Origin of the sequence: Pseudomonas sp. MAG733B (genome assembly GCF_036884845.1) — a bacterium.
Lineage (GTDB): Bacteria > Pseudomonadota > Gammaproteobacteria > Pseudomonadales > Pseudomonadaceae > Aquipseudomonas.
The window spans coordinates 1,586,472-1,609,048 of sequence record NZ_CP145732.1; the positions used below are offsets into that span (position 1 = coordinate 1,586,472).

Annotated in this window: 19 protein-coding genes; 16 read left to right on the forward strand and 3 right to left on the reverse strand. The window is 61.3% G+C overall.

The window, feature by feature from the left end; all coding sequences use genetic code 11:
* Nucleotides 1–55 precede the first annotated feature (55 nt).
* Complete coding sequence (locus V6Z53_RS07180; protein WP_338584855.1) at nucleotides 56–1,972, reverse strand: alkaline phosphatase D family protein; 1,917 nt, start codon at nucleotides 1,970–1,972, stop codon at nucleotides 56–58.
* A 205-nt stretch (nucleotides 1,973–2,177) separates the two neighbouring features.
* Between V6Z53_RS07180 and V6Z53_RS07185 the strand changes: the two genes are divergently transcribed.
* From V6Z53_RS07185 to V6Z53_RS07215, 7 genes are all read left to right on the forward strand, one after another.
* The gene (locus tag V6Z53_RS07185; protein WP_338584856.1) at nucleotides 2,178–3,158 is read left to right on the forward strand and encodes a quinone oxidoreductase; all 981 of its coding nucleotides are present in this window, start codon (nucleotides 2,178–2,180) and stop codon (nucleotides 3,156–3,158) included.
* Nucleotides 3,159–3,171: 13 nt separating this feature from the next.
* Nucleotides 3,172–4,020: a TauD/TfdA family dioxygenase gene (locus tag V6Z53_RS07190; protein WP_338584857.1), complete on the forward strand. Its 849-nt coding sequence runs from the start codon at nucleotides 3,172–3,174 to the stop codon at nucleotides 4,018–4,020.
* A 98-nt stretch (nucleotides 4,021–4,118) separates the two neighbouring features.
* Nucleotides 4,119–5,171: a 3-keto-5-aminohexanoate cleavage protein gene (locus tag V6Z53_RS07195; protein WP_338584858.1), complete on the forward strand. Its 1,053-nt coding sequence runs from the start codon at nucleotides 4,119–4,121 to the stop codon at nucleotides 5,169–5,171.
* Nucleotides 5,172–5,262: 91 nt separating this feature from the next.
* The gene (locus V6Z53_RS07200; RefSeq protein WP_338584859.1) at nucleotides 5,263–6,579 is read left to right on the forward strand and encodes an MFS transporter; all 1,317 of its coding nucleotides are present in this window, start codon (nucleotides 5,263–5,265) and stop codon (nucleotides 6,577–6,579) included.
* The gene (locus tag V6Z53_RS07205) at nucleotides 6,576–7,238 is read left to right on the forward strand and encodes a DsbA family oxidoreductase (protein ID WP_338584860.1); all 663 of its coding nucleotides are present in this window, start codon (nucleotides 6,576–6,578) and stop codon (nucleotides 7,236–7,238) included. Before V6Z53_RS07200 ends, V6Z53_RS07205 begins: the two co-directional genes overlap by 4 nt.
* On the forward strand, nucleotides 7,235–7,561 hold the full coding sequence (locus tag V6Z53_RS07210) for a Rieske 2Fe-2S domain-containing protein (protein WP_338584861.1): 327 nt from the start codon (nucleotides 7,235–7,237) through the stop codon (nucleotides 7,559–7,561). Before V6Z53_RS07205 ends, V6Z53_RS07210 begins: the two co-directional genes overlap by 4 nt.
* Nucleotides 7,558–8,568, forward strand: coding sequence for a putative sulfate exporter family transporter (locus V6Z53_RS07215; protein ID WP_338584862.1), 1,011 nt, complete (start codon nucleotides 7,558–7,560; stop codon nucleotides 8,566–8,568). The genes V6Z53_RS07210 and V6Z53_RS07215 overlap by 4 nt, the downstream gene beginning before the upstream one ends.
* Before the next feature lie 175 nt (nucleotides 8,569–8,743).
* Here V6Z53_RS07215 and V6Z53_RS07220 read toward each other — a convergent pair whose 3' ends face one another.
* The gene (locus V6Z53_RS07220; RefSeq protein ID WP_338584863.1) at nucleotides 8,744–9,751 is read right to left on the reverse strand and encodes an AraC family transcriptional regulator; all 1,008 of its coding nucleotides are present in this window, start codon (nucleotides 9,749–9,751) and stop codon (nucleotides 8,744–8,746) included.
* Between the two features lie 356 nt (nucleotides 9,752–10,107).
* On the opposite strand from V6Z53_RS07220, the gene V6Z53_RS07225 reads away from it, so the two are divergent.
* The 7 genes from V6Z53_RS07225 to V6Z53_RS07255 all read left to right on the forward strand — a co-directional run bounded on the left by V6Z53_RS07225 (nucleotide 10,108) and on the right by V6Z53_RS07255 (nucleotide 21,452).
* On the forward strand, nucleotides 10,108–10,674 hold the full coding sequence (locus tag V6Z53_RS07225) for an alpha/beta hydrolase (protein ID WP_338584864.1): 567 nt from the start codon (nucleotides 10,108–10,110) through the stop codon (nucleotides 10,672–10,674).
* Nucleotides 10,675–10,810: 136 nt separating this feature from the next.
* Nucleotides 10,811–12,814 (forward strand): DUF1302 domain-containing protein, encoded by a 2,004-nt coding sequence (locus V6Z53_RS07230; protein WP_338584865.1) that lies wholly within the window; start codon nucleotides 10,811–10,813, stop codon nucleotides 12,812–12,814.
* A gap of 41 nt (nucleotides 12,815–12,855) precedes the next feature.
* A complete protein-coding gene (locus tag V6Z53_RS07235; RefSeq protein WP_338584866.1) occupies nucleotides 12,856–14,214 on the forward strand; it encodes a DUF1329 domain-containing protein in 1,359 nt (452 codons plus the stop codon).
* Nucleotides 14,215–14,389: 175 nt separating this feature from the next.
* Nucleotides 14,390–15,466 (forward strand): YCF48-related protein, encoded by a 1,077-nt coding sequence (locus tag V6Z53_RS07240; RefSeq protein ID WP_338584867.1) that lies wholly within the window; start codon nucleotides 14,390–14,392, stop codon nucleotides 15,464–15,466.
* Nucleotides 15,467–15,482: 16 nt separating this feature from the next.
* Nucleotides 15,483–18,002, forward strand: coding sequence for an MMPL family transporter (locus V6Z53_RS07245; RefSeq protein WP_338584868.1), 2,520 nt, complete (start codon nucleotides 15,483–15,485; stop codon nucleotides 18,000–18,002).
* A gap of 7 nt (nucleotides 18,003–18,009) precedes the next feature.
* Nucleotides 18,010–19,788, forward strand: a complete 1,779-nt coding sequence (locus V6Z53_RS07250) for an acyl-CoA dehydrogenase C-terminal domain-containing protein (RefSeq protein ID WP_338584869.1) — start codon at nucleotides 18,010–18,012, stop codon at nucleotides 19,786–19,788.
* Between the two features lie 20 nt (nucleotides 19,789–19,808).
* On the forward strand, nucleotides 19,809–21,452 hold the full coding sequence (locus tag V6Z53_RS07255) for a fatty acid--CoA ligase (protein ID WP_338584871.1): 1,644 nt from the start codon (nucleotides 19,809–19,811) through the stop codon (nucleotides 21,450–21,452).
* A 3-nt stretch (nucleotides 21,453–21,455) separates the two neighbouring features.
* Here V6Z53_RS07255 and V6Z53_RS07260 read toward each other — a convergent pair whose 3' ends face one another.
* Nucleotides 21,456–21,632: a hypothetical protein gene (locus V6Z53_RS07260; RefSeq protein ID WP_338584872.1), complete on the reverse strand. Its 177-nt coding sequence runs from the start codon at nucleotides 21,630–21,632 to the stop codon at nucleotides 21,456–21,458.
* A 141-nt stretch (nucleotides 21,633–21,773) separates the two neighbouring features.
* Here V6Z53_RS07260 and V6Z53_RS07265 point away from each other — a divergent pair, with 141 nt between their 5' ends.
* Nucleotides 21,774–22,115: a potassium channel family protein gene (locus V6Z53_RS07265; protein WP_338584873.1), complete on the forward strand. Its 342-nt coding sequence runs from the start codon at nucleotides 21,774–21,776 to the stop codon at nucleotides 22,113–22,115.
* A gap of 61 nt (nucleotides 22,116–22,176) precedes the next feature.
* Nucleotides 22,177–22,545, forward strand: a complete 369-nt coding sequence (locus V6Z53_RS07270) for a PH domain-containing protein (RefSeq protein ID WP_338584874.1) — start codon at nucleotides 22,177–22,179, stop codon at nucleotides 22,543–22,545.
* The last annotated feature ends 32 nt before the right edge of the window (nucleotides 22,546–22,577 follow it).

The window sequence follows — 22,577 nt, forward strand, 5'->3', positions numbered from 1 at the left end:
CTGGCAGACTGCATTCGCGAGCAAGTCCGCTCCCACAGGTTTTCGGTCCAGTCCTTCAGTCATCATTTTCGGGGGCAACCATCCGCGTCTTCGGCGAGCCATTCGAGTTGTGCTGAAAGATATCCTGCGGCTGCCCTTGCTCATTGAAAAACACTTGGCCAATCCCCGCCGAATTCCACAACCGTTCACCCGCTTCAGCATGCTCCGGAACATGCGGCACGATACGCATGCGCCGACGTTTGGTCAGCCAGTTCAGCGGCGAGCGTGGCGAATAGAGCCAGCGGTTGAGGCGGTCGAACCATTCCAGCAGCGCTGGCGGGAATTCGTTCTTGATACCGCTGCTGGTGATCTGCCAGATGCGCGGCCCGGCCTTGCGGTGGCGGATCAGCACTTCGTAGACAAAGGAATAATGCACATCGCCGGACAGCACCACGTAATTACCCGGTGTGCGCGAGTGGCGGAAAATGTTCAGGATCACCTGCGCCGCGCCGCGATGGGCCATCCAGTTTTCGGCATCGACCAACAATGGATAACCGAACCAGCTGAACACTTTTTGCACGGTTTCGATCAGCTTCACACCGAACACCGGCGCGGGCGAAACGATGATCGCCGACGGATGATCCAGCAGCTCATGTTGCAGTTCGCTGAGGGCTTCCCAGTCGAGCAGGCCGGAAGGCTGCTTGAGGTTCATCTCGCTGCGCCAGCGTCGCGTGCGGGTGTCGAGCACCACCATGGCCGGCGTGGTGGGCAGCACGTAATGCCAGTGCTGGAGCCGCAACAGCTCATCGATCAAACCGTCCTGCACGTCGCTGTCGAGATATCGGTCGTGCCCGGTGGCGCTGAAGGCGCGGGCCTTTTCCAGTACATAGCCGAAGGCGTCCGGGTTGTTGCCCCAGCCCTGGCACAGCATGTAGGCGATCAGCGCATTGCCGATGATGCGTTTGGAGAACGGATGGCCGTAGGCCGTTTCCTCCCATTGCGCGGACAGATTCCAGTCATCGGTAATGTCGTGATCGTCGAAAATCATCAGCGTCGGCACGTGCGCCAGCGCTCGCGCGACGTTGCCGAGACCGGCCTTGAAACCGTCGATGCGCGTCTGTTCCAGCGCATAACGCTCACGTCGTTCCTTGATCAGCTTCGGCGGTTTTGGCGCGATCAGCGTCCAAGGCGTTGGCGACCAGACCAGCAGGTACATCGCCATGACTTCGCCAAATGTCACCAGATGATTGTCGGCACTGCTGCTGGTGAAAATCGGTTTGCGCGCCCCGCCGAAGAAGCGATCACGCAGGGTTTCATTGCTTTTCAATGCCGGCAGCAAATCGGCGCGGTGGTAGTAGCAGGCGGCGTGGCCGTACAGCGCGGCACTGTCGGTGACCACTGCGCCTTCGAGGTGTTCTTCGAACAACCCCAACCGCTCGATCAAGGCATGAATCGCCCGCAGAGTCGGCCCGGCTACGTCATCGGCATACACCTGATCGCCGCTCATCATCAACAGTGCCGGGCGATCCTTGGCCTGGTGTTCTTGCGCCAACAAGTTATCCACACACAGCAAACCGTCGGTCGCCGGGTGATGAGGCTTGCGGCAAGAGCCGTGCAGCAGTTGATCGATGCGAGCGCGCAGCACGAAGTTCGGGCAACCCGCCTCGCCATACAGCAGATGCGGCGCCCACTCGGCGATACCTATGCCATCGATCAGCAGGTCGTAATCGATCCGGGTATCCGAGGGCAGGGCAACATCCAGTTGCACATCAATCAAGTGCACGAACGCGTGGCTGCCCACCGCAATGATCGTGCACTGCCGTTCATCAAGGCGAATGTCGGCGAGATCCTGCAAGCGCAACGTCAGCTCCAGTGCCCGAGATCCCACCAGCCACATCACCAGCCGCGTTGGCTCCAGGCGCCGCAGCAGCGGGCCGGCCAGGACTGGTGGCAGGGAAGGGTGATCGTCGGGCAGTGGCAGCGTTGCGGACATCCGGGTTCTAGACTCTTGGGGCGCAGAGGCGGGGGATGATAGCGCAGGTGACGTCGGGACCGGCGAGAACGAAGCCGTTCAGGCTGTCACCAAATGAAAAGCCATTGTCGTCTGATGAGAAGCGTCCCGATAGGCCTCGTCCTACAGTCCAATCAGCGCAATTCGATGCAACACGCCCATATTGCAGATTGGAGAATAAGAAAAAATGGCCAAAGCCGTACGCTTCTACGAAACCGGTGGTCCCGAAGTTCTACGTTATGAGGACGTCGAAGTCGGCGAGCCCGGCCCCGGCCAGGTCCGTCTGCGTCATGTGGCGGTCGGCCTGAACTATGCCGACACCTACTTCCGCAATGGCACCTACCCGATCCCGATGCCCAATGGCATGGGCGTCGAAGCCTCCGGCGTGGTCCAGGCCATCGGCGAAGGCGTGACCAACGTTCAGGTGGGGGATCGCGTCACGTACACCGGTTTTCTCAACACCCTCGGCGCCTACAGCACCGAACGCCTGATCCCGGCCGCGCCGCTGATCAAACTACCGGAAACCATCAGCTTCGAAACCGCCGCTGCCATGACCATGCGCGGCCTGACGTCTTCGTACCTGATGCGTCGCATCTACGACTTCAAGGCTGGCGACACCATCCTGCTGCATGCCGCCGCTGGCGGTGTCGGCCTGATCGTTTCGCAATGGGCCAAGCTGCTGGGCCTGAACGTGATCGGCACCGTGTCCACCGAGCAAAAAGCTGAAATCGCCCGCGCTCACGGTTGCGAGCATACGATCAACTACAGCCATGAAGACGTCGCCGCACGCGTTCGCGAATTGACCGACGGCGTAGGCGTCAATGTGGTGTTCGACAGCGTTGGCAAAAACACTTTCATGGGCTCGCTGGATTCGCTGAAACCCCGTGGCCTGATGGTTTGCGTGGGTACCGCGTCGGGGCCGATCCCGGCGTTCGACCCGGTGATGCTGGCGATGAAAGGTTCGCTGTACCTGACCCGTCCGGCCCTGGCCAACTACATCAGCGACCCGGCGGAAAAAGCCGAGCTCGCCGGTGAGTTGTTCGACCACGTCGGCAGCGGCCGGATCAAGATCGAGATCAACCAGCACTACGCCTTGCAGGATGCGGTGCAGGCTCACCGTGATCTTGAATCGCGCAAGACCACCGGCTCGTCGATCTTCGTCATTTAAGGAGCTGCCAGCCATGAAAGTCGAACAATTAACCTGCACCATTGGCGCCGAGCTGATCGGTGTCAACCTGGCCGACGCGGTACATGACGACGGTCTGTTTGCCGAGATCCGCACCCAGTTGCTCAAGCATCGCGTGGTGTTCCTGCGCGATCAGGACATCACTCGCGCCGAGCACGTAGCCTTCGCCCGCCGCTTCGGCGAGCTGGAGGATCACCCGGTGGCCGGCAGCGATCCGGAGCATCCGGGGCTGGTGCAAATCTACAAGCGTCCGGACCAGCCGGCGGACCGCTACGAAAACTCTTGGCACAGCGACGCCACCTGGCGCGAAGCCCCGCCGATGGGTTGTGTGCTGCGTTGCGTGGAGTGCCCGCCAGTGGGTGGCGACACCATGTGGGCCAACATGGTCGAGGCCTATGCGCGTTTGCCCGAAGACGTGAAGGTAAAGATTGCCGACCTGCGCGCCCGCCACAGCATTGAAGCCAGTTTCGGCGCGGCCATGCCAATCGAAAAACGCCTGGCACTCCGGGAGCGGTTCCCGGATGCCGAGCACCCGGTGGTGCGCACGCACCCGGAAACCGGCGAAAAAGTGCTGTTCGTCAACGCTTTCGCCACGCACTTCAGTAACTACCACACACCTGCGCGGGTGCGTTTCGGCCAGGACGCCAACCCCGGCGCGAGTGAGCTGCTGCGCTACCTGATCAGCCAGGCGTACATCCCTGAGTATCAAGTGCGCTGGCGCTGGAAGCCCAACAGCATCGCCATCTGGGACAACCGCAGTACCCAGCACTACGCCGTCATGGATTACCCGCCGTGCCATCGCAAGATGGATCGTGCCGGGATCATCGGCGACAAGACTTACTGATCCACGTCTCTGCATTCGCTCTCGTAAACACGCCTGCCCGGCGCGACCCCGGGTGGGCGGAATAATCATAAGAACTGGCATAAGAACTGGAGTAACCCATGCAATTCTTCGACGATTCCCTGCACCCGGAAAACATGGAAAAGGTAGTCATTACCGTGGCCCCGTACGGCCCGGAGTGGATGCCGGAAGACTTCCCGGAAGACATCCCGCTGACCATGGACGAGCAAGTCCAGAAAGCAGTCGATTGCTATGAAGCCGGCGCCACCGTATTGCACTTGCACGTGCGTGAACTGGACGGCAAAGGCTCCAAGCGCCTGTCGAAATTCAACGAGCTGATCGCCGGTGTGCGTGAAGCCGTACCGGACATGATCATCCAGGTCGGCGGCTCGATTTCCTTCGCCCCGGAAAGCGATGGCGAAGCGGCCAAGTGGCTGTCGGACGACACCCGCCACATGCTGGCCGAGCTGACGCCGAAACCGGATCAAGTGACGGTGGCGATCAACACCACGCAAATGAACATCATGGAGCTGTTGTACCCGGAGTACCTGAAAGGCACGTCGCTGGACAACCCGATGATCCACGCCGCCTACAGCGAAATGACCGTTCCGGCCGGCCCAGCCTGGGTTGCCGAGCACCTCAAGCGCCTGATGGACAACGGCATCCAGCCGCACTTCCAGTTGACTGGCATGCACGCCCTGGAAACCCTCGAGCGCCTGGTGCGCCGTGGCATTTACAAAGGCCCGCTGAACCTGACCTGGATCGGCATCGGCGGCGGTTTCGACGGTCCGAACCCGTTCAACTTCTTCAACTTCATCCACCGCGCGCCGGATGGTTGCACCCTGACCTCCGAGTCGCTGCTGAAGAACGTCATGCCGTTCAACACCATGTCGATGGCCATGGGCATGCACCCGCGTGTGGGCAACGAAGACACTATCATTGACCACAAGGGCGATCGCTTCGGCTCGGTGGCGCAAATCCAGCAAACCGTGCGCATTGCCCACGAACTGGGTCGTGAAATCGCCACCGGCAAAGAAGCCCGCGAGATCTACCGCATCGGTGTGCAGTACGAAACGATCGAGGAAACCCTGTTGGCCAACGGCATGGCCCCCAACCGCAAGGCTGGGCAGAAAGGCGTGCCGCAACGCGGCTGACCGACACGGCGAGCGAGCGGCCGTGACCGCTCGTTCGCCGCACTGCTACACGCTTGATAACAACAATAAATAAAAGCTTTGAGGAGGCTGCATGGCCTTTCACCCAATCGCCGACGACGATGACTCCGGTGGAGTTGTTGTTGCGCGTAAATATGCCTGGATCGTCTTCGCCCTGACGTTCGGCCTGTTGATTTCCGATTACATGTCGCGCCAGGTGCTGAACGCAGTGTTCCCGCTGCTGAAAAGCGAGTGGGCACTGAGCGACGGCCAACTCGGATTGCTTAGCGGCATCGTCGCTTTGATGGTCGGGCTGCTGACGTTTCCCCTGTCGCTGATGGCCGACCGTTTTGGCCGGGTCAAGAGCCTGGCGCTGATGGCGATGCTCTGGAGTCTCGCGACCCTGGGTTGCGCGTTGGCCCAGGACTACCAGCAGATGTTCATCGCCCGCTTCATGGTCGGCGTCGGCGAGGCGGCCTACGGCAGCGTCGGCATCGCGGTGGTGATTTCGGTGTTCCCGAAACACATGCGCGCGACCCTGGCCAGTGCCTTCATGGCTGGCGGGATGTTCGGTTCGGTGCTGGGCATGGCGCTGGGCGGTGCGATTGCGGCCAAGCTGGGCTGGCGCTGGTCGTTCGCCGGCATGGCGTTGTTTGGGCTGGTGCTGGCGCTGCTTTATCCGCTGATCGTCAAGGAAGCGCGGATTGCGCCGCAGCGTGCGGCCAAGGCTGTGGCAACGGTCAAGCGCCCACTGCGCACCTTGTGGTCCAGTCGTTCGGTGGTGGCAACCTACGTCGCCAGCGGCTTGCAGTTGTTCGTCGGAGGCACGGTGATGGTGTGGATTCCCAGCTACCTCAACCGCTACTACGACATGCCCACGGACAAGGCCGGCGGCATGGCGGCGATCATCGTGTTGTGCAGCGGCGCGGGGATGATCCTGTGCGGCATGCTCAGCGATCGCCTGTGCCGTCACTCGCCGGAGCGCAAGGTCAGCCTGGCCATCGGCTTTTGCCTGGGCAGCTGTCTGCTCTTGTCGGCGGCGTTTGCCTTGCAGGCGGGGCCGTTGCAACTGGCGCTGATTTGCCTGGGCATGTTGATCGCCACCGGCACCACCGGCCCGTGCGGTGCGATGGTCGCCAACCTGACGCATTACTCGGTCCACGGCACGGCGTTCGCCACGCTGACCCTGGCCAACAACATGCTGGGGCTGGCGCCGGGGCCGTTCATCACTGGCCGAGTGTCCGACCTGATCGGTTTGCATGCCGCGTTTCAACTGGTGCCACTGGTCAGCCTCGCGGCGGCAGCGGTGTTCTTTTATGCCAAGTGTCATTACCACAAAGATATTGCCCGTCTTCAGGGTCAGAGCGTTTCTGAGCCTGTGAGCGAAGCCGGGATCGAGGTGAAGTTGTGAGTCGTCGTTTACGTATTGATGTGTTTTTCGATTTTATCTGCCCGTGGTGCCTGATCGGCAAACGCCAATTGGAGCATGCGCAGGTGCAGTTTCGCAGTCGCCATCCGGATGTGCAGATCACCACGCAGTGGCACGGTGTGCAGTTGTTGCCGCAGTTGCCGTTGGAGGGTGAGCCGTTCGCTGATTTCTACCGCAAGCGCCTAGGCAATGCCGACGCCATGACCATGCGCCAGGCTCAGGTGCAGGAGGCTGCCAGGGCCGTGGGATTGAGCATCGACCTCAGCCGTATCGAGACGATGCCCAACACCGCAGACGCCCATCGTTTGTTCGAGCGTGTCGGCGAGATCGGCAATGTTGCCCAGCGTGAAATGTTGCTCGAGCGCCTGTTCGCCGCGTATTTCCAGCGACGCGAAAACCTCGGTTGCCGTGAAACATTGCTCGCCATTGCCCGCGCTTGCGGCATCGACCCGGACACTGTGGTCGATTGCCTGAAGGGCGACGCTACAGCGTTTGACGGATTCCCCGGCGCGACCAGCGGCGTACCGAGCTTTCAGTTCGATCGCCGCATGACGGTGATCGGCGCACAACCGGCCCAGGCGCTGCTCGGGGCCATGAACGAAGCCCTCAGGGAAAGTGAGCGCGAGCGGCAGCCGGCATGACCCGGCGCATTCCCGTACCTGCCGGTAAACACCCGCAGGCCGGTGGTCGTGCGCTGTTCGAATTCGAAGACAAAAGCCTGGCGTTGTTCAACGTCGACGGGCAGCTGTTTGCCATCGATGACAGCTGCCCGCATCAAGGCGCTTCGCTGTGTGGCGGGCGGCTTGAGGGGCGGGTGATTCAGTGTCTCGCCCATGGTTTGCGCTTCGATTTGCGCAGTGGTTTTTTGCTCAATTCCACACTCGTCAAAGTCAACAGCTACCCGGTCGAGATCATCGACGACCAGGCGTTTATCGTCATTACTTGCGAGGAGTCCGCGCCATGAGCGCCATCGCTCTCACCCGTATCCACAGCCGCACGCGCGAACTGGCACCGGGGTTTATCGTCAGCCTGATCGTGGCGGCCGCCGCGTCGTTTTTGTCCGAGCACTACGGTGCACCGGTCATGCTGTTCGCCTTGCTGCTGGGCATGGCCCTGAATTTTCTTGCCGATGACGGCCCGTGCAAGGCCGGGGTCGAATTCACCGCGCGCACGGTGCTGCGCATCGGCGTGGCGCTGCTGGGGATGCGCATCACCCTGGAGCAAATGGCCGCGTTGGGCTGGAAGCCGATTGCGCTGGTGGTGATTCTGGTGGTGGTGACCATCAGTGTTTCCGTGATCGCCGCCAAGGCTATGGGCTTCCAGCGTTTGTTCGGCATGTTGACGGGCGGGGCGACAGCGATCTGTGGTGCTTCGGCGGCGTTGGCTTTGGCGGCTGCACTGCCGAACCATCCGCAGAAAGAACGCGCGACGCTGTTCACGGTGATCGGCGTTTCGGCGCTGTCGACGATGGCGATGATTGTCTATCCGATGATCGCCAACTGGCTTGAGTTGTCACCGCAGGTGGCGGGGGTTTTCCTCGGTGCGACCATTCACGACGTGGCCCAGGTGGTTGGCGCCGGTTACAGCATGTCCACCGAGACCGGCGACACCGCCACGGTGGTCAAGTTGATGCGCGTCGCCATGCTGCTGCCGGTGATCGTCACCGCAGCGATGATCACCCGCATGCAAGGCGCCGATCCAACCGGTAAACGTCCCCCGTTGCTGCCGTGGTTTGCCGTTGGTTTTCTGATTCTGGCGTGCATCAACAGCACCGGATGGATCGCCCCGGCAGTGCAGGGCTCGATCAACGAACTGTCGCGCTGGTGCCTGGTGATTTCCATCAGTGCGCTGGGCATGAAGACGCGCTTGCGCGAGCTGGCAGCAGTGGGGATCAAGCCGATTCTGCTGATGGTGGGGGAGACCGTATTCCTCGTCGTACTCGTGCTGCTGTTGTTGCGGTGGGGTTTCTAGACATCACACAAATCCTGTGGGAGCGGGCTTGCTCGCGAAGGCGGTGTATCAGTCGATAGTGATGTTGACTGACACAGCCCTTCGCGAGCAAGCCCGCTCCCACAGGGGGAATGCATTTCAATTTCGCTCTTTGCGGCGACCGTGCCAGCGGTCGCCGTTTTTTTTTGCCGGGCTGTCAGGACGGTTTCTGTTTCTGCGCCCGCCATGTCGCCGGCGGCATTCCAAACTGGCTGATAAACCACCGGGTAAACGAACTCGCCATCGAGTAGCCGAGCATGTCGGCAATCCGGCTCAGCGGATAATTCGGGTTATCCAGATAACGCAGCACCAGATCGCGGCGCACATCATTGATCACGTCATTGAACGCACAACCGTCGTCCTTCAGGCGACGCTGCAGCGTGCGCACGTTCATCCCCTGGCTCTGGGCGACTTGTTCGATGGTGGCGCGGCCCATGGGCAGCAGCAGGTAGATGGCTTTGCGCACTTCGAACAGCATCGAGGTGCCTTGATTACTTTGCAGTGAGTCGAGGTAACTTTGTGCGTAACGGGCCATGGCCGGGTCGGCGTTGGGGTTGGTCATGTCGAGGCTGGCGTCGGAACAGACGATGCCATTGAACTCGCTGCCGAACTCCAGGGTGCAACCGAACAGGCGACGATGCAGCTGCAGATTGTCCGGTGCCTGGTGCATGAAATTGACGCTGTAGGGATGCCAATGCGAGCCGAGCAGCGCCGCGCACAAGCGAAACATCACGCCGATGGCCAACTCGGTGGCCTGACGGCTAGGCATCGGCGTTTCGGTCACCACCTCTTCACGAATGATCACCATCTTGCCGGCCTCTTCGATGAAGATCGCCAGCGAGTCATTCATCAAATGCCGGTAATGCACCACCACCTGCAACGCATCGCGCAACGTGCGCTGATGACTGAGCAACAGGCTGACCACGCCAAAATCTGAGAGCTGACGCGACTCGGCCATGCTCAAACCGAAGGTCTGGCAACCGCTGGCAGCGGCCGAATCTTCCAGCAAACGCACGGCGGAATCGATGGGGATGCGGTGTTCGGGGGCTAGCAATTGAGTCCTGCTCAAGCCGACGGCGGCCAATGCATCGCGCGGGTTGAAGCCCAGGTACTGGGTGACCTCCAGGTAGTTGGTCAGTACAGCGGCGCGAACAAGCTTGGGCATGCGTGGGTCTTCCCTGGGCCGATGGCGAATGTCATGAGCGAGGCGACTATATCCAGCGCATCGACGGTTGAACAGTTGTCTTGTCGTCGATGGTTTTCGCGCTGACCGCTCTCGAATCAGCGCTACTCACAGGCGCAATCCGGGCTCATCCGTTGATTACAGTGACCCTGCGCCAACCTGCGGGGTTTTTCGACCAGCGGTCACGGCGATGAAGTGTCGGACAATTTGTCATCAAAAGAAAAGTGCCTGACGTCCAATGTAAAGCGCCCCCGCTGGCCGCTCTTTAATGTCGACCCTACAAAAAGCCCCTGGCGAAAACAGCCAGTCGAGTTATCGAGAAAGCGAAGGTGTTGACCGTGGACAAATTGCAAACTGCTGCCACCGTTCTGATCGTACCGGGTCTGCGCGAGCACGTTGCCGAGCATTGGCAAACGTTGCTTGAAGCCAGGCTCGCCAAGGTACGCAGTGTCCCGCCACTGGAGACCGACAAGCTCGACTGCGCTGCTCGTGTGCGGGCGATCCAGCATGTACTGGAGCAGATCGACGGGCCGGTGATTCTGGTGGCCCACAGCGCCGGCGTGTTGATGGTTGCGCACTGGGCGGCGCAGTACAGCCACCCGATCAAGGGCGCTTTGCTGGCCGCGCCACCGGATCTCGATGCGGTCTGGCCGTCTAATTATCCGTCTTCTGAAACCCTGCGCAGCCAGGGCTGGAATCCGCTGCCACAAGGTCCGCTGCCATTTCGCAGCATCGTGGCCGGCAGCACCAACGATCACCTGGCCAGTTTTTCCGCCGTGTCCCGCATGGCTGAAAACTGGGGCGCCGAATTGCTCGATCTGGGCGATGTCGGCCATCTCAATCCGGCCGCAGGATTTGGCCACTGGGCGCAAGCCGAGGCGCTGATCCTGCGATTGGACCAATAAAACAGGACCGCTAATACAGGAACCGGCAGGCATTACGCCAACCGGTATTTGCCCTCACTCCTGAAACGTTGACCCGAAGAGGTCCGCGAGAGGGCGGCTGCGCTTAAAACAAATACAAAAAGGCGGAGACAACGCAATGCACAACAACAAGAGTCACGGGTTCACCGCTTCACGCTACACCTTGCTGGCCTCGGCCATTCTCGCGGCAACGGTGCCGATGGCCCATGCGGCGGAGATCGAGACGGGTAACCCGGACTGGACAGTTCGCCTGGATAACACCGTGAAGTACAACTACGGCGTGCGCACCGAAAGCGCCGACAAGCGCATGTTGGCCACGCCGAACAACAACGATGGCGATTACAACTTCCGCAAGGCCGGCACCAACATCACCAACCGCGTCGACCTGTTGACCGAGATGGACGTGGTCTATCAAAACCACATGGGCTTTCGCGTCAGCGCCGCCAGCTGGTACGACAAGGCTTACGAGAATGCCGGCTCCAACTCCAACCCGTTCGTCAACGGCAACGGTTCGACTTCGGGCCTGATCGCCAACGATCCGCGTCTGGCGGGCGTCACCAATGACAACGTCGGCACCGGCAGTCCGCACCTGAGCAACTACGCCCAGCGCTACTACACCGGCCCGTCCGGCGAAATCCTCGACGCTTTCGTGTTCTACAGCACCGAGATTGGCGAAGAATCGATACTCAGCGTCAAGGCCGGCCAGCACAACGTGTTCTGGGGCGAGACCCTTCTCAACCCGGTGCACTCGGTCAGCTACGGTCAGTCCGGTCTCGATCTGGCCAAGCTCGCGGCGTCGCCGGGCACTGAAGCCAAAGAGCTGTTCGTCCCGCGTAACCAGCTGTCGATGTCGTTCACCGTCAACCCGGAATTGACCGTCGGCGCCCAGTATTTCCTGGATTGGGATGAAGCGCGTTTGCCTGAGGCCGGAACCTATTACGGCGGTTCCGACCTGGTCGGTTTCGGCGCGCAGTCGTTCCTGCTCGGCAACACCAACGCCGTGGTTCCGGGCAGCCCGCTGGGTTGTGGCCTGGCGCCGTGCAACGGTTTGACCAACGTGCGTCGCGGCCATGACCTGACGCCGGACAAGCGCGGCGACTGGGGCGTCATGGCCAAGTGGTCGCCTGCGTGGCTGGATGGCACCCTCGGCGTCTACTACCGCGAAACCTCGGAAATCCTGCCGCAAGCCTGGCTCGATGCTCGCGGTCTGTCCTCGGCCAATGCCAACGGCACCCGCCCGGCCGGGCAAGTGCCTGCCGTGGTCAACACCCTCAACTCGTTGAGCACCGCCACCTATCAAATGGCCTATGCCGACAACATCAAGATCGTCGGCCTGAGCCTGTCCAAGGATGTCGGCGGGGTCAGCGTCGGTTCGGACCTGAACATTCGCCACAACATGCCGCTGGCCAGTATCCCGGCGATTGTCAGTACCAACAGTCCGTTGGGTCTGGGCCAAGGGCTTGGCCTGCTGCCGGCGCGCACCGCTGCCACCGGCGTGGTCTACGACACCCCGGAAAAGGGCGACAGCATGGCCGCCACCGGCGACACCTTGCACTGGACGCTCAATGGCTTGATGACCATTGCCGATACGCCGCTGTTCGATTCCGCGACCCTGCTTGGCGAGTTGTACTACAGCAACCTGCTCAAGCTCGATAGCAAGAACGAGGCGCTCTACAAAGGCAAGGACAGCTATCGCGGCATCGACGCGCCGACCCGGGACAACTGGGGCATCGCGGTCAACTTCACACCGACCTGGTATCAGGTGTTCCCCGGTGTCGACCTCAACGCGCCGATGTCCGTCAACGTCGGTCTTGATGGCGTGTCACCGGTCTCCGGTGGCGGTGCCAAGGACACCGGCAACTACGCCATCGGCCTCGGGGCCGTTGTGTACAACAAATACTTTGTCGACCTGAAGTACGTGGACTCTTTCGGCAAGACCGACAAGTGCAACGTCAGCGGCACAAGCACCGGCCCGACCGGTGGCGACGGCTCCACGCCGAACGCCTTCAGCGGCAACGAAAACTACGCCTGTTACGCCGGTGGCTACTCGGCCTTCTCCGGTGGCGGTGCAACGACTGAGGACCGTGGCGCCGTGTACCTGACGATGAAAACCACTTTTTGATTCACCACTGATTTGCTCAATGCAAGCAGGAGAATAACAACATGAAATTCGCACAAACCGTGTTGGCCGCTTCGCTGGCCATGGTCCTCGCCGCGCAGGCGCAGGCCGCTGTTTCACCTCAGGACGTTGCCAAACTCGGCAGCAGCCTGACGCTGGTGGGCGCCGAAAAGGCCGGGAACGCTGATGGTTCCATCCCCGCCTACAACGGTGGCCTGACCACGCCGCCGGCCAGCTTCAAGGCCGGCGACAGCATGCGCCCGGACCCGTTCGCCAGCGAAAAACCACTGCTGGTGATCGACGGCAAAAACGTCGATCAGTACAAGAACATGCTCAGCGCCACCACGGTGGAACTGGCCAAGCGTTTCCCGACTTTTCGTGTCGATGTGTTCCCGACTCACCGCACCGTCTCGCTGCCCCAGGCCGTGCTGGATAACGGTGTGAAAAACGCCAGCGGCGCCAAGTCGCTCGAAGGTGGGCTGGCCATCGAAAACGTGCTGCCGGGCGTCCCATTCCCGATTCCGCAGTCGGGCAATGAAGCGATGTGGAACTTCCTGTTGCGCTATCAGGGCGTGAGCATCAACTCCAAGTACGACTCGTGGAACGTCGACTCCGCGGGTGTGCCAAGCCTGGCGATCACCGGGCAGGCATTCATTTCCTACCCGATCTACGAAAACCTGGCGCAGCCGATCAGCAGCGCCGACGTGTACTACCAGATGAAGCTGTCCTACACCGGCCCTGCGCGCCGGGCTGGCGAAGCGATCATGCTCAAGGACGCGGCCAACCCGTTGCAGCAGCCACGCCGCGCCTGGCAATACCTGCCGGGCCAGCGTCGGGTGAAACTGGCGCCGAACCTGGCCTACGACACGCCGAACCCGGGCACCGCCGGCGCGGGCACCTACGATGACGTGTTCGTGTTCAACGGTGCACTGGATCGCTACGACTGGAAGCTGGTGGGCAAGCAGGAAATGATCGTGCCTTACAACACCTACAAGCTGACCTACGTCCAGGATCCGAAGTCGCTGACCAGCGCCAACCACCTCGCGCCAGACTTCGTGCGTTGGGAAAAACACCGCGTGTGGGTCGTCGAAGGCACCCTCAAGTCCGGTGCGCGCCACATCTACGCCAAGCGCCGCTTCTACCTCGACGAAGACAGCTGGACCGCTCTGGCCTCGGATCAATACGACGCCCGTGGCCAGCTCTATCGCGGCTCCTTCGCCTTCCTCAGCCAGAGCTATGACAAGCAGGTGCCGGACTCCACGCCGTTCATGATCTACGACCTGGTCGGCGGCACCTACAACATCAACGGTGTGGTCGGCCCGTATGGCGGCATCAAGTACATCGACCCGCTCTCCAAGGCGCAGTGGTCGTCGGAATCCCTGGCCGGCGCCGGTATTCGCTAAGCCACGATCCACTGTGGGAGCGAGCCTGCTCGCGATGGACTCAAGAACACCGCGGGGAACCAGACGCCCCGCGTCATCGTTGACGACCATCGCGAGCAGGCTCGCTCCCACAGACGGCATGAACGTCAGGCACACGGACGTGTGTCCCGGCGCGGTTTTCCGAAGAGGACGCGGTATGTGTTCGTATAAAAATTATTTGCCGTTGGCGTTTGGCGTGGTGCTCGGCCTGTTGCAGGGCACCACCCACGCGGCTAATTACGTCGATGTGCTGGACCTGCCTGTCAAGGTCAGCGCCTTGGCCATCAAAAGCCCGTTGTCCGGCATGGCCCGCGCCGGTGAGCGCGTGATCGCCGTCGGCCAGCGTGGCCATATTGTGTTTTCCGATGATTCCGGTCAGCACTGGAAGCAGGCCACCGTGCCGGCCAGTGCCGACCTCACTGCGGTGAATTTTCCGACCGCCACCCAAGGCTGGGCGGTGGGCAATGACGGCGTGGTGCTGCACAGCAGCGACGCCGGTGCGACCTGGCAAAAGCAACTCGACGGTCGCCAGATCGGCGATTTGCTGGTCAAGCATTACACCGCGCTGGCCAACACCGAGCCGAGCAACGAGCAATGGCCGTTGCTGGTTGCCGAGGGCCAGCGATTGGTCGAGCAGGGCGCGGATAAACCGCTGCTCGACGTCTGGTTCGCCAACGACAAAGTTGGCTACGTGGTCGGCGTGTTCAACCTGATCCTGCGCACCGACGACGGTGGCCAGAGCTGGACGCCATTCCAGGATCGCACCGACAACCCGCAGAGTTTCCACCTTAACGCCATCGCCTCCACCGGCGACGCGGTGTACATCGCTGGCGAACAAGGCCTGTTGCTCAAATGGGATGACAACGCCCAGCGCTTTGCCGTCGTGCCGACGCCGTATCAGGGCAGCTTCTTCGGTGTACTCGGCAAGCCCGGCGAAGTGCTGGTCTACGGCCTGCGCGGTAACGTGTTGCGCAGCATCGATGGCGGCCAGAACTGGACCGCGCTCGACACCGGCCTGCACGTCAGCATCACCGCAGGCCTGATCGATGCCCGTGGCAATTACCGCTTGTTCACCCAGGGCGGACAGATGCTGGTCAGCCAGGGCACGGGCGCGCAATTGCAGCTGCTGCGCCAACCGGTGCCGACGCCGGTCGCCGGTGCCACCCAGTCCGCCGCTGGCGCGTTGGTGGTCGCGGGCAGCCGTGGCGCCCAGACGCTAGCCCTCGAACCCTAAGAGCGAGAACCCAGACATGGGCAATATCAAACAAGACGCCATGCCGGTGATCCGCGATCTGCGGGATTTCGACCAACACTCCGGCAACCTCCTCGAACGCTTGGTGTTCAACTTCCGCCCGCTGTTCATGCTGCTGATGGCGCTGACCACCGTGGTGCTGGGCTTCATGGCTGTGACGCGCCTTGAGCTGCGTCCCAGCTTCGAAAAAATGATTCCGCAGAGCCAGCCCTACATCCAGAACTTCCTGGAAAACCGCCAATCGTTGCGCGGTCTGGGCAACTCGGTGCGCGTGGTGGTCGAGAACACCCAAGGCGATATTTTCGACCCGGCGTACCTCGACGTGCTCAAGCAGGTCAACGATCAGTTGTTCCTCACCGAAGGCGTCGACCGGGCCTGGATGAAGTCGCTGTGGAGCCCGGCCGTGCGCTGGACCGAAGTCACCGAGGAAGGCTTCCAGGGTGGCCCGGTGATGCCCGATACCTATTCCGGGCAACCTGAGCAAATCGAGCAGTTGCGCCAGAACATCTCCCGCGCCGGTCTGGTCGGCAGCCTGGTGGCCAGCGATTTCAAGTCGACCATGCTGATCGTGCCGCTGCTGGACAAAGCCGCCGCCGGCGGCCAACCCATCAACTACCACGCCTTCTCGCAAATGCTCGAAGAGCAGTTGCGCGACAAGATCGAATTCGCTGGCGACAGCGCCGCACGCAAGGCCGGGGAAGAGGGCAAGGGCCAGTTCAAGGTGCGGGTGATCGGCTTCGCCAAACTGATGGGCGACCTGATCGATGGCTTGATCCAGGTGATGATGTTTTTCGGCCTGGCGGTGATCACTTCGCTGGCGATCATCTACGCCTACACCCGTTGCGTACGCAGCACATTGCTGGTGGTCGGCTGCTCGCTGATCGCGGTGGTCTGGCAACTGGGCATCGTCGCCTGGCTCGGCTACGCCATCGATCCGTACTCGGTGCTGGTGCCGTTTTTGATCTTCGCCATCGGCGTGTCCCACGCCGCGCAGAAGATGAACGGGATCATGCAGGACATCGCCCGTGGCACCCACAAACTGATCGCTGCGCGCTATACCTTCCGCCGTTTGTTCATTGCCGGCGTTACCGCGTTGCTCGCCGATGCCGTGGGTTTTGCGGTGTTGATGCTGATCGATATTCCGGTGATCCAGGACTTGGCGATCACCGCCAGCATCGGCGTCGCGGTGCTGATCTTCACCTCGCTGTTGCTGATGCCGGTGGCGCTGTCCTATGTCGGCGTTGGCGCCAAAGCCGCCGAGCGCGCACTGAAAATCGACACCCGCGCCGAACACCACAAAGGCTTCGGCAAACTCTGGGATCTGCTCGACCGCTTCACCACCGCCAAGTGGGCGACCGGCGCGGTGTTGGTCGCGGTGCTGATGGGCGTCGGCGGTTTCATGGTAAGCCTCAACCTGAAAATCGGCGACCTGGAAAGCGGTGCGCCGGAACTGCGTGCCGACTCGCGCTACAACCGCGACAACGCCTACATCACCCAGCATTACGCGCTGTCCAGCGACCTGTTCGCGGTGATGATCAAGACCGCGCCGGAAGGCTGCCTAAACTATAAAACGCTGGTGCTCGCCGACCGCCTGGCGTGGGAGCTGCAACAGTATCCGGGCGTACAAGCCACGGCTTCGCTGGTCAACGCCGTACGGCAAATCACGGCCGGCACCTACGAAGGCAACCCAAAACTCAACAGCATCCAGCGCAATCAGGACGTGCTCAACTACGCCGCGCAGCAAGCCTCGGTCAACTCGCCGGAGCTGTTCAACACCGATTGTTCGCTGATGCCGGTGATCACCTTCCTTAAGGATCACAAGGCCGAAACCCTCGACGCCGTGGTGGCGATTGCCGACCAGTTCGCCAGGGAAAACAGCACCGAGGATCGCCAGTTTCTGTTGGCGGCCGGTACGGCGGGCATCGAGGCGGCGACCAACATCGTCGTGCGCGAAGCCAATCGCACCATGCTGCTGTACGTCTATGCGGCGGTGACGTTGTTCTGCCTGATCACCTTCCGCAGCTGGCGCGCCACGCTGGTGGCGTTGTTGCCGCTGGTGCTGACCTCGATCCTCTGCGAAGCGCTGATGGTCGCCATGGGCATCGGCGTCAAAGTCGCGACCTTGCCGGTGATCGCCCTTGGCGTGGGCATCGGCGTCGACTACGCCTTGTACCTGCTCAGCGTGCAACTGCACTTCCAGCGTCAGGGCTTGCCGCTGTCCCAGGCCTACCGCAATGCCGTGTCGTTCACCGGCCGGGTGGTCGGGCTGGTGGGCATCACCCTCGCGGCGGGCGTGGTGTGCTGGGTCTGGTCGCCGATCAAATTCCAGGCCGACATGGGCATCCTGCTGACCTTCATGTTCCTGTGGAACATGCTCGGCGCGCTGATCCTCATTCCAGCCCTGTCGTACTTCCTGCTGCGTGAACGGGTGCCGCAAACCGCACCCGTCACGGCAGCCGAAACCACCGAATCCACTGAACGTCCGGGCGTGCCTCATGCCCTGACCACTTCCGAGTAAGCCAACAATGTCTGACTACAAAGCTCCTTTGCGCGACATGCGCTTCGTACTCAACGAGGTTTTCCAGGTGTCCCGGTTGTGGGCCAAACTGCCGGGCCTGGCCGAAGTGATCGACGAAGAAACCGCCGCCGCCATTCTGGAAGAGGCCGGCAAGATCAGCGGCGAAGTGATCGCGCCGCTGAACCGCGCCAGCGACGAACAGGGCTGCACCTGGAACAACGGCGTGGTCGGCGCGGCGGATGGTTTCGCCGAGGCCTATCAAGCGTTCGCCGAGGGCGGTTGGGTCGGTGTCGGCGGCGATCCGCAGTTCGGCGGCATGGGCATGCCCAAGGCGATTTCGGCGCAGGTCGAAGAAATGGTCAACTCGGCCAGCCTGTCGTTCGGCCTGTATCCGATGTTGACGGCGGGCGCTTGCCTGTCGATCAACGCCCATGCCAGCGAAGCGCTGAAAACCAAGTACCTGCCGAACATGTACGCCGGGACCTGGACCGGTTCGATGTGCCTGACCGAAGCCCACGCCGGCACCGACCTCGGCATGATCCGCACCCGCGCCGAGCCTCAGGCCGATGGCAGTTACAAGGTCAGCGGCAGCAAGATTTTCATCACCGGCGGCGAACACGATCTGACGGAAAACATCATCCATTTGGTGCTGGCGCGTCTGCCGGATGCACCGGCAGGGCCGAAAGGCATCTCGCTGTTTTTGGTGCCCAAAGTACTGGTCAACGACGACGGTTCACTGGGCGAACGCAATGCGCTGTCCTGCGGTTCCATCGAACACAAGATGGGCATCAAGGCGTCCGCCACCTGCGTGATGAACTTCGACGGCGCCACGGGCTGGATCGTCGACGCGCCGAACAAAGGCCTGGCGGCGATGTTCACCATGATGAATTACGAGCGTCTGGGCGTGGGCATACAAGGCCTGGCGCAGGGTGAGCGCTCCTACCAGAACGCCGTCGCTTACGCCCGTGATCGTCTGCAAAGCCGTGCGCCGACCGGTGCGCAGTTCAATGAGCAGTCCGCCGACCCGATCATCGTCCACCCCGATGTGCGGCGCATGCTGTTGACCATGAAAGCCTTGAACGAAGGCGGTCGCGCGTTCTCCAGCTACGTGGCGCTGCAACTGGACAGCGCCAAGTTCAGCGAAGACGAAGTCACCCGCAACCGCGCTCAGGAACTGGTGTCGCTGCTGACCCCGGTGGCCAAGGCCTTCCTCACCGACATGGGCCTGGAAACTACTTTGCACGGTCAGATGATCTTCGGCGGCCATGGCTACATCCGCGAGTGGGGCCAAGAGCAACTGGTGCGCGATGTGCGAATCACGCAGATCTACGAAGGCACCAACGGCATTCAGTCCCTGGACTTGGCCGGGCGCAAAATCGTCGGCAGCGGCGGGGCGCTTTACCGTTTGTTCGCCTCGGAAATCCGCAACTTCACCGCCAATGCCTGCGCCGATCTCGGCGAGTTCACCAAGCCGCTGAACGCCGCCGTCGACACCCTCGACGAACTGACCGCGTGGCTGCTCGACCGCGCACAAAGCAACCCGAATGAAATCGGCGCGGCCTCGGTCGAGTACCTGCACGTGTTCGGCTACACCGCCTACGCCTACATGTGGGCACGCATGGCCAAGGCCGCCATGAGCACCCATTCGAAGGACGATTTCTACGTCAGCAAACTGGCCACCGCACGCTTCTACTATGCCCGCTTGCTGCCGCGTATCCACTCGTTGAGCGCATCGGCCAAGGCTGGCAGTGAATGCCTGTTCGCGTTGCAAGCCGATCAGTTCTGAAAGGACAAGGAACCCCCAACATGATGGCGACAAAAATAATTCCGCCCGCCGACGGCGCCTACGCCTATCCGCTGCTGATCAAGCAGTTGCTGCTGTCCGGCGTGCGCTACGAGCCGGGTCGGGAAATCGTCTACGCCGACAAGCTGCGCTACAACTACCTGACCCTCAACAAGCGCATCCGCCGCCTGGCCAACGCGCTGACGGCGGCCGGTGTGAAGGCCGGCGACACCGTGGCGCTGCTCGACTGGGACAGTCACCGTTATCTGGAATGCTTCTTCGCCGTGCCGATGATCGGCGCGGTGCTGCACACGGTGAACATTCGCCTGTCGCCGGAACAAGTGCTCTACACCATGAACCACGCCGAGGATGATCTGGTGCTGGTGCATGATGATTTTCTGCCGCTGGTTGAGCAGATTCACGGGCGGCTGAAAACCGTCAAAGGTTACCTTCAGCTGACCGAAGACAAACCAGCCGCAACGTCTTTGCCGATGTTCGGCGAGTATGAAAATCTGCTGTCCGAGGCATCCGACCAATACGCCTTCCCCGATTTCGACGAGAACTCGGTCGCCACCCTGTTCTACACAACAGGCACCACCGGCGACCCGAAAGGCGTGTACTTCACCCATCGCCAATTGGTCCTGCACACCCTGAATGCCGTTGGCACGTTGGGCGTTTATCAGGGCCAGCCGCTGCTGCGCTCCGACGACGTGTACATGCCGATCACGCCGATGTTCCACGTGCATGCGTGGGGCGTGCCGTACGTCGCGACCCTGATGGGTATCAAGCAGGTCTACCCCGGCCGCTACGAACCCAACAGCCTGGTGCGCCTCTATCGCGAAGAGAAGGTCACGTTTTCGCACTGCGTGCCGACCATCCTGCAAATGATCCTCAACTGTGAGGAAGGCAAACAGGCGCGTTTCGACGGCTGGAAAATGCTTCTCGGCGGCAGCGCGCTGACCCTCGGCATCGCCCATGAAGCCAGCAGCAAAGGCATGGTGGTGCACGCCGGTTACGGCATGTCGGAAACCTGCCCGTTGCTGTGCCTGACCTACCTGCGTGACGAAGACCTCCAGTTATCCGCCGAAGCGCAACTGCCGATCCGCATCAAGACCGGCACGACGGTGCCGATGGTCGACCTGAAAATCATCGATGCCAACGGCAACGATGTTGCCCACGACGGCGAATCTCTCGGCGAAATCGTGGTGCGCGCACCGTGGCTTACCCAAGGTTATTTGAAGGACAAGGAGAAGGGCGCCGAACTCTGGCACAACGGCTGGCTGCACACCGGTGACATGGCGTCGATAGATGAATGGGGCGGTGTGGAAATCAAGGACCGCATCAAGGACGTGATCAAAACCGGCGGCGAGTGGATCAGCTCACTGGAACTGGAAAGCCTGATCAGCCAACACCCGGCGGTGATGTCGGTCGCGGTGGTGGGCATCGTCGATGAACAATGGGGTGAACGGCCCATGGCGATGGTCGTCTGCGAGCCGGGCCAGTACCTCGACCGCAAACACCTGGAAACGCACTTGCAAGCCTTCGTCGATGGCGGGCGCATCAACAAATGGGCGATTCCCAAGCAGTTCAAATTCGTCGCCGAAATCCCCAAGACCAGCGTCGGCAAGATCAACAAGAAACTGATCCGCGAGAGCGAAGCCAACTGAACGCTACATCCTCGGCCGTGGCATGGTCGAGGGCATGCGTTGCTGGGGAGGGATGATCCTGCCACTGCCACCGTTGACGGGCGGACTGGCCTGTTCGTCCTGGCGGGTGTCGTGGCAGGACGACCCGCTGATGGCCACGACCACGGCGAGCAGGAACGGCGCGAGCAAGTGCTTGAGCATGGGAGTTCTCCAGTGCCGGGTCTTTCCAGCTTAATCCGTGTTCTGCGCCTGCCACGCTCCGTTGGTCCGGCCATCGATTTCCAAATCCTGTGCCAAGCTGATGGGTGCCCACCCGCCTGCTGCCCACAGGAAGCCCAAGACATGAAGCACGTTCGTACGTCGCACATCCGTCGAGAGTTCTACAAAGCCGTCGGCTATTACCTTCGAATCGTTTCGCCGATCCTTTCCGTCATGCTTGTCGTCATCGTCACCTTCGGCCTGATCATCAGCTATCTGGAAGGTTGGGAGCCTTTCGACGGCATCTACTTCGGTTTCGTGACCGGGTTGACCATCGGCTACGGCGAACTTGTGCCGAAACTGGCGGTGTCGCGGGTATTGGCGATATTGCTGGGGTTCAACGGCGTGCTGCTGACCGCGATATTCGCGGCGATCAGCGTGCGGGCGATCGAGATCGCGGTGCGGGTAACAGGTGGCGACAAGTAAGACAGGCTCAATGCCATGAAGTCGTGCTTAGATGCGGGTTTTGACCCACAGGGAATGACCCATGATCGACTTCAACAACAAGGGATTCTTCAAGCTCAAGCAAAACGACGAGTACGCCGAACGCGTGACCGCCCTGTTGCTGGACGGTGAGAAAGTCATCGACTCCTACAAATCCATGCGCGACGGCGTGGTGTTTACCAACAAACGCATCATCGCGGTGAACGTGCAGGGCATCACCGGCAGCAAGAAAGACTTCACTTCGTTGCCGTACAAAAACATCGTGGCGTACTCGGTGGAAACCTCGGGGACGTTCGATCTGGATTCCGAACTGGAAATCTATTTTTCGTCGTTGGGGAAAGTGAAGTTCGAATTCACCGGGAAGACCTCGATGGTCGAGGTCTCCAAGCTGATCTCCCAGCACCTGCTCTGAGCAACACACAGCTTTTGTAGGAGCTGAGCTTG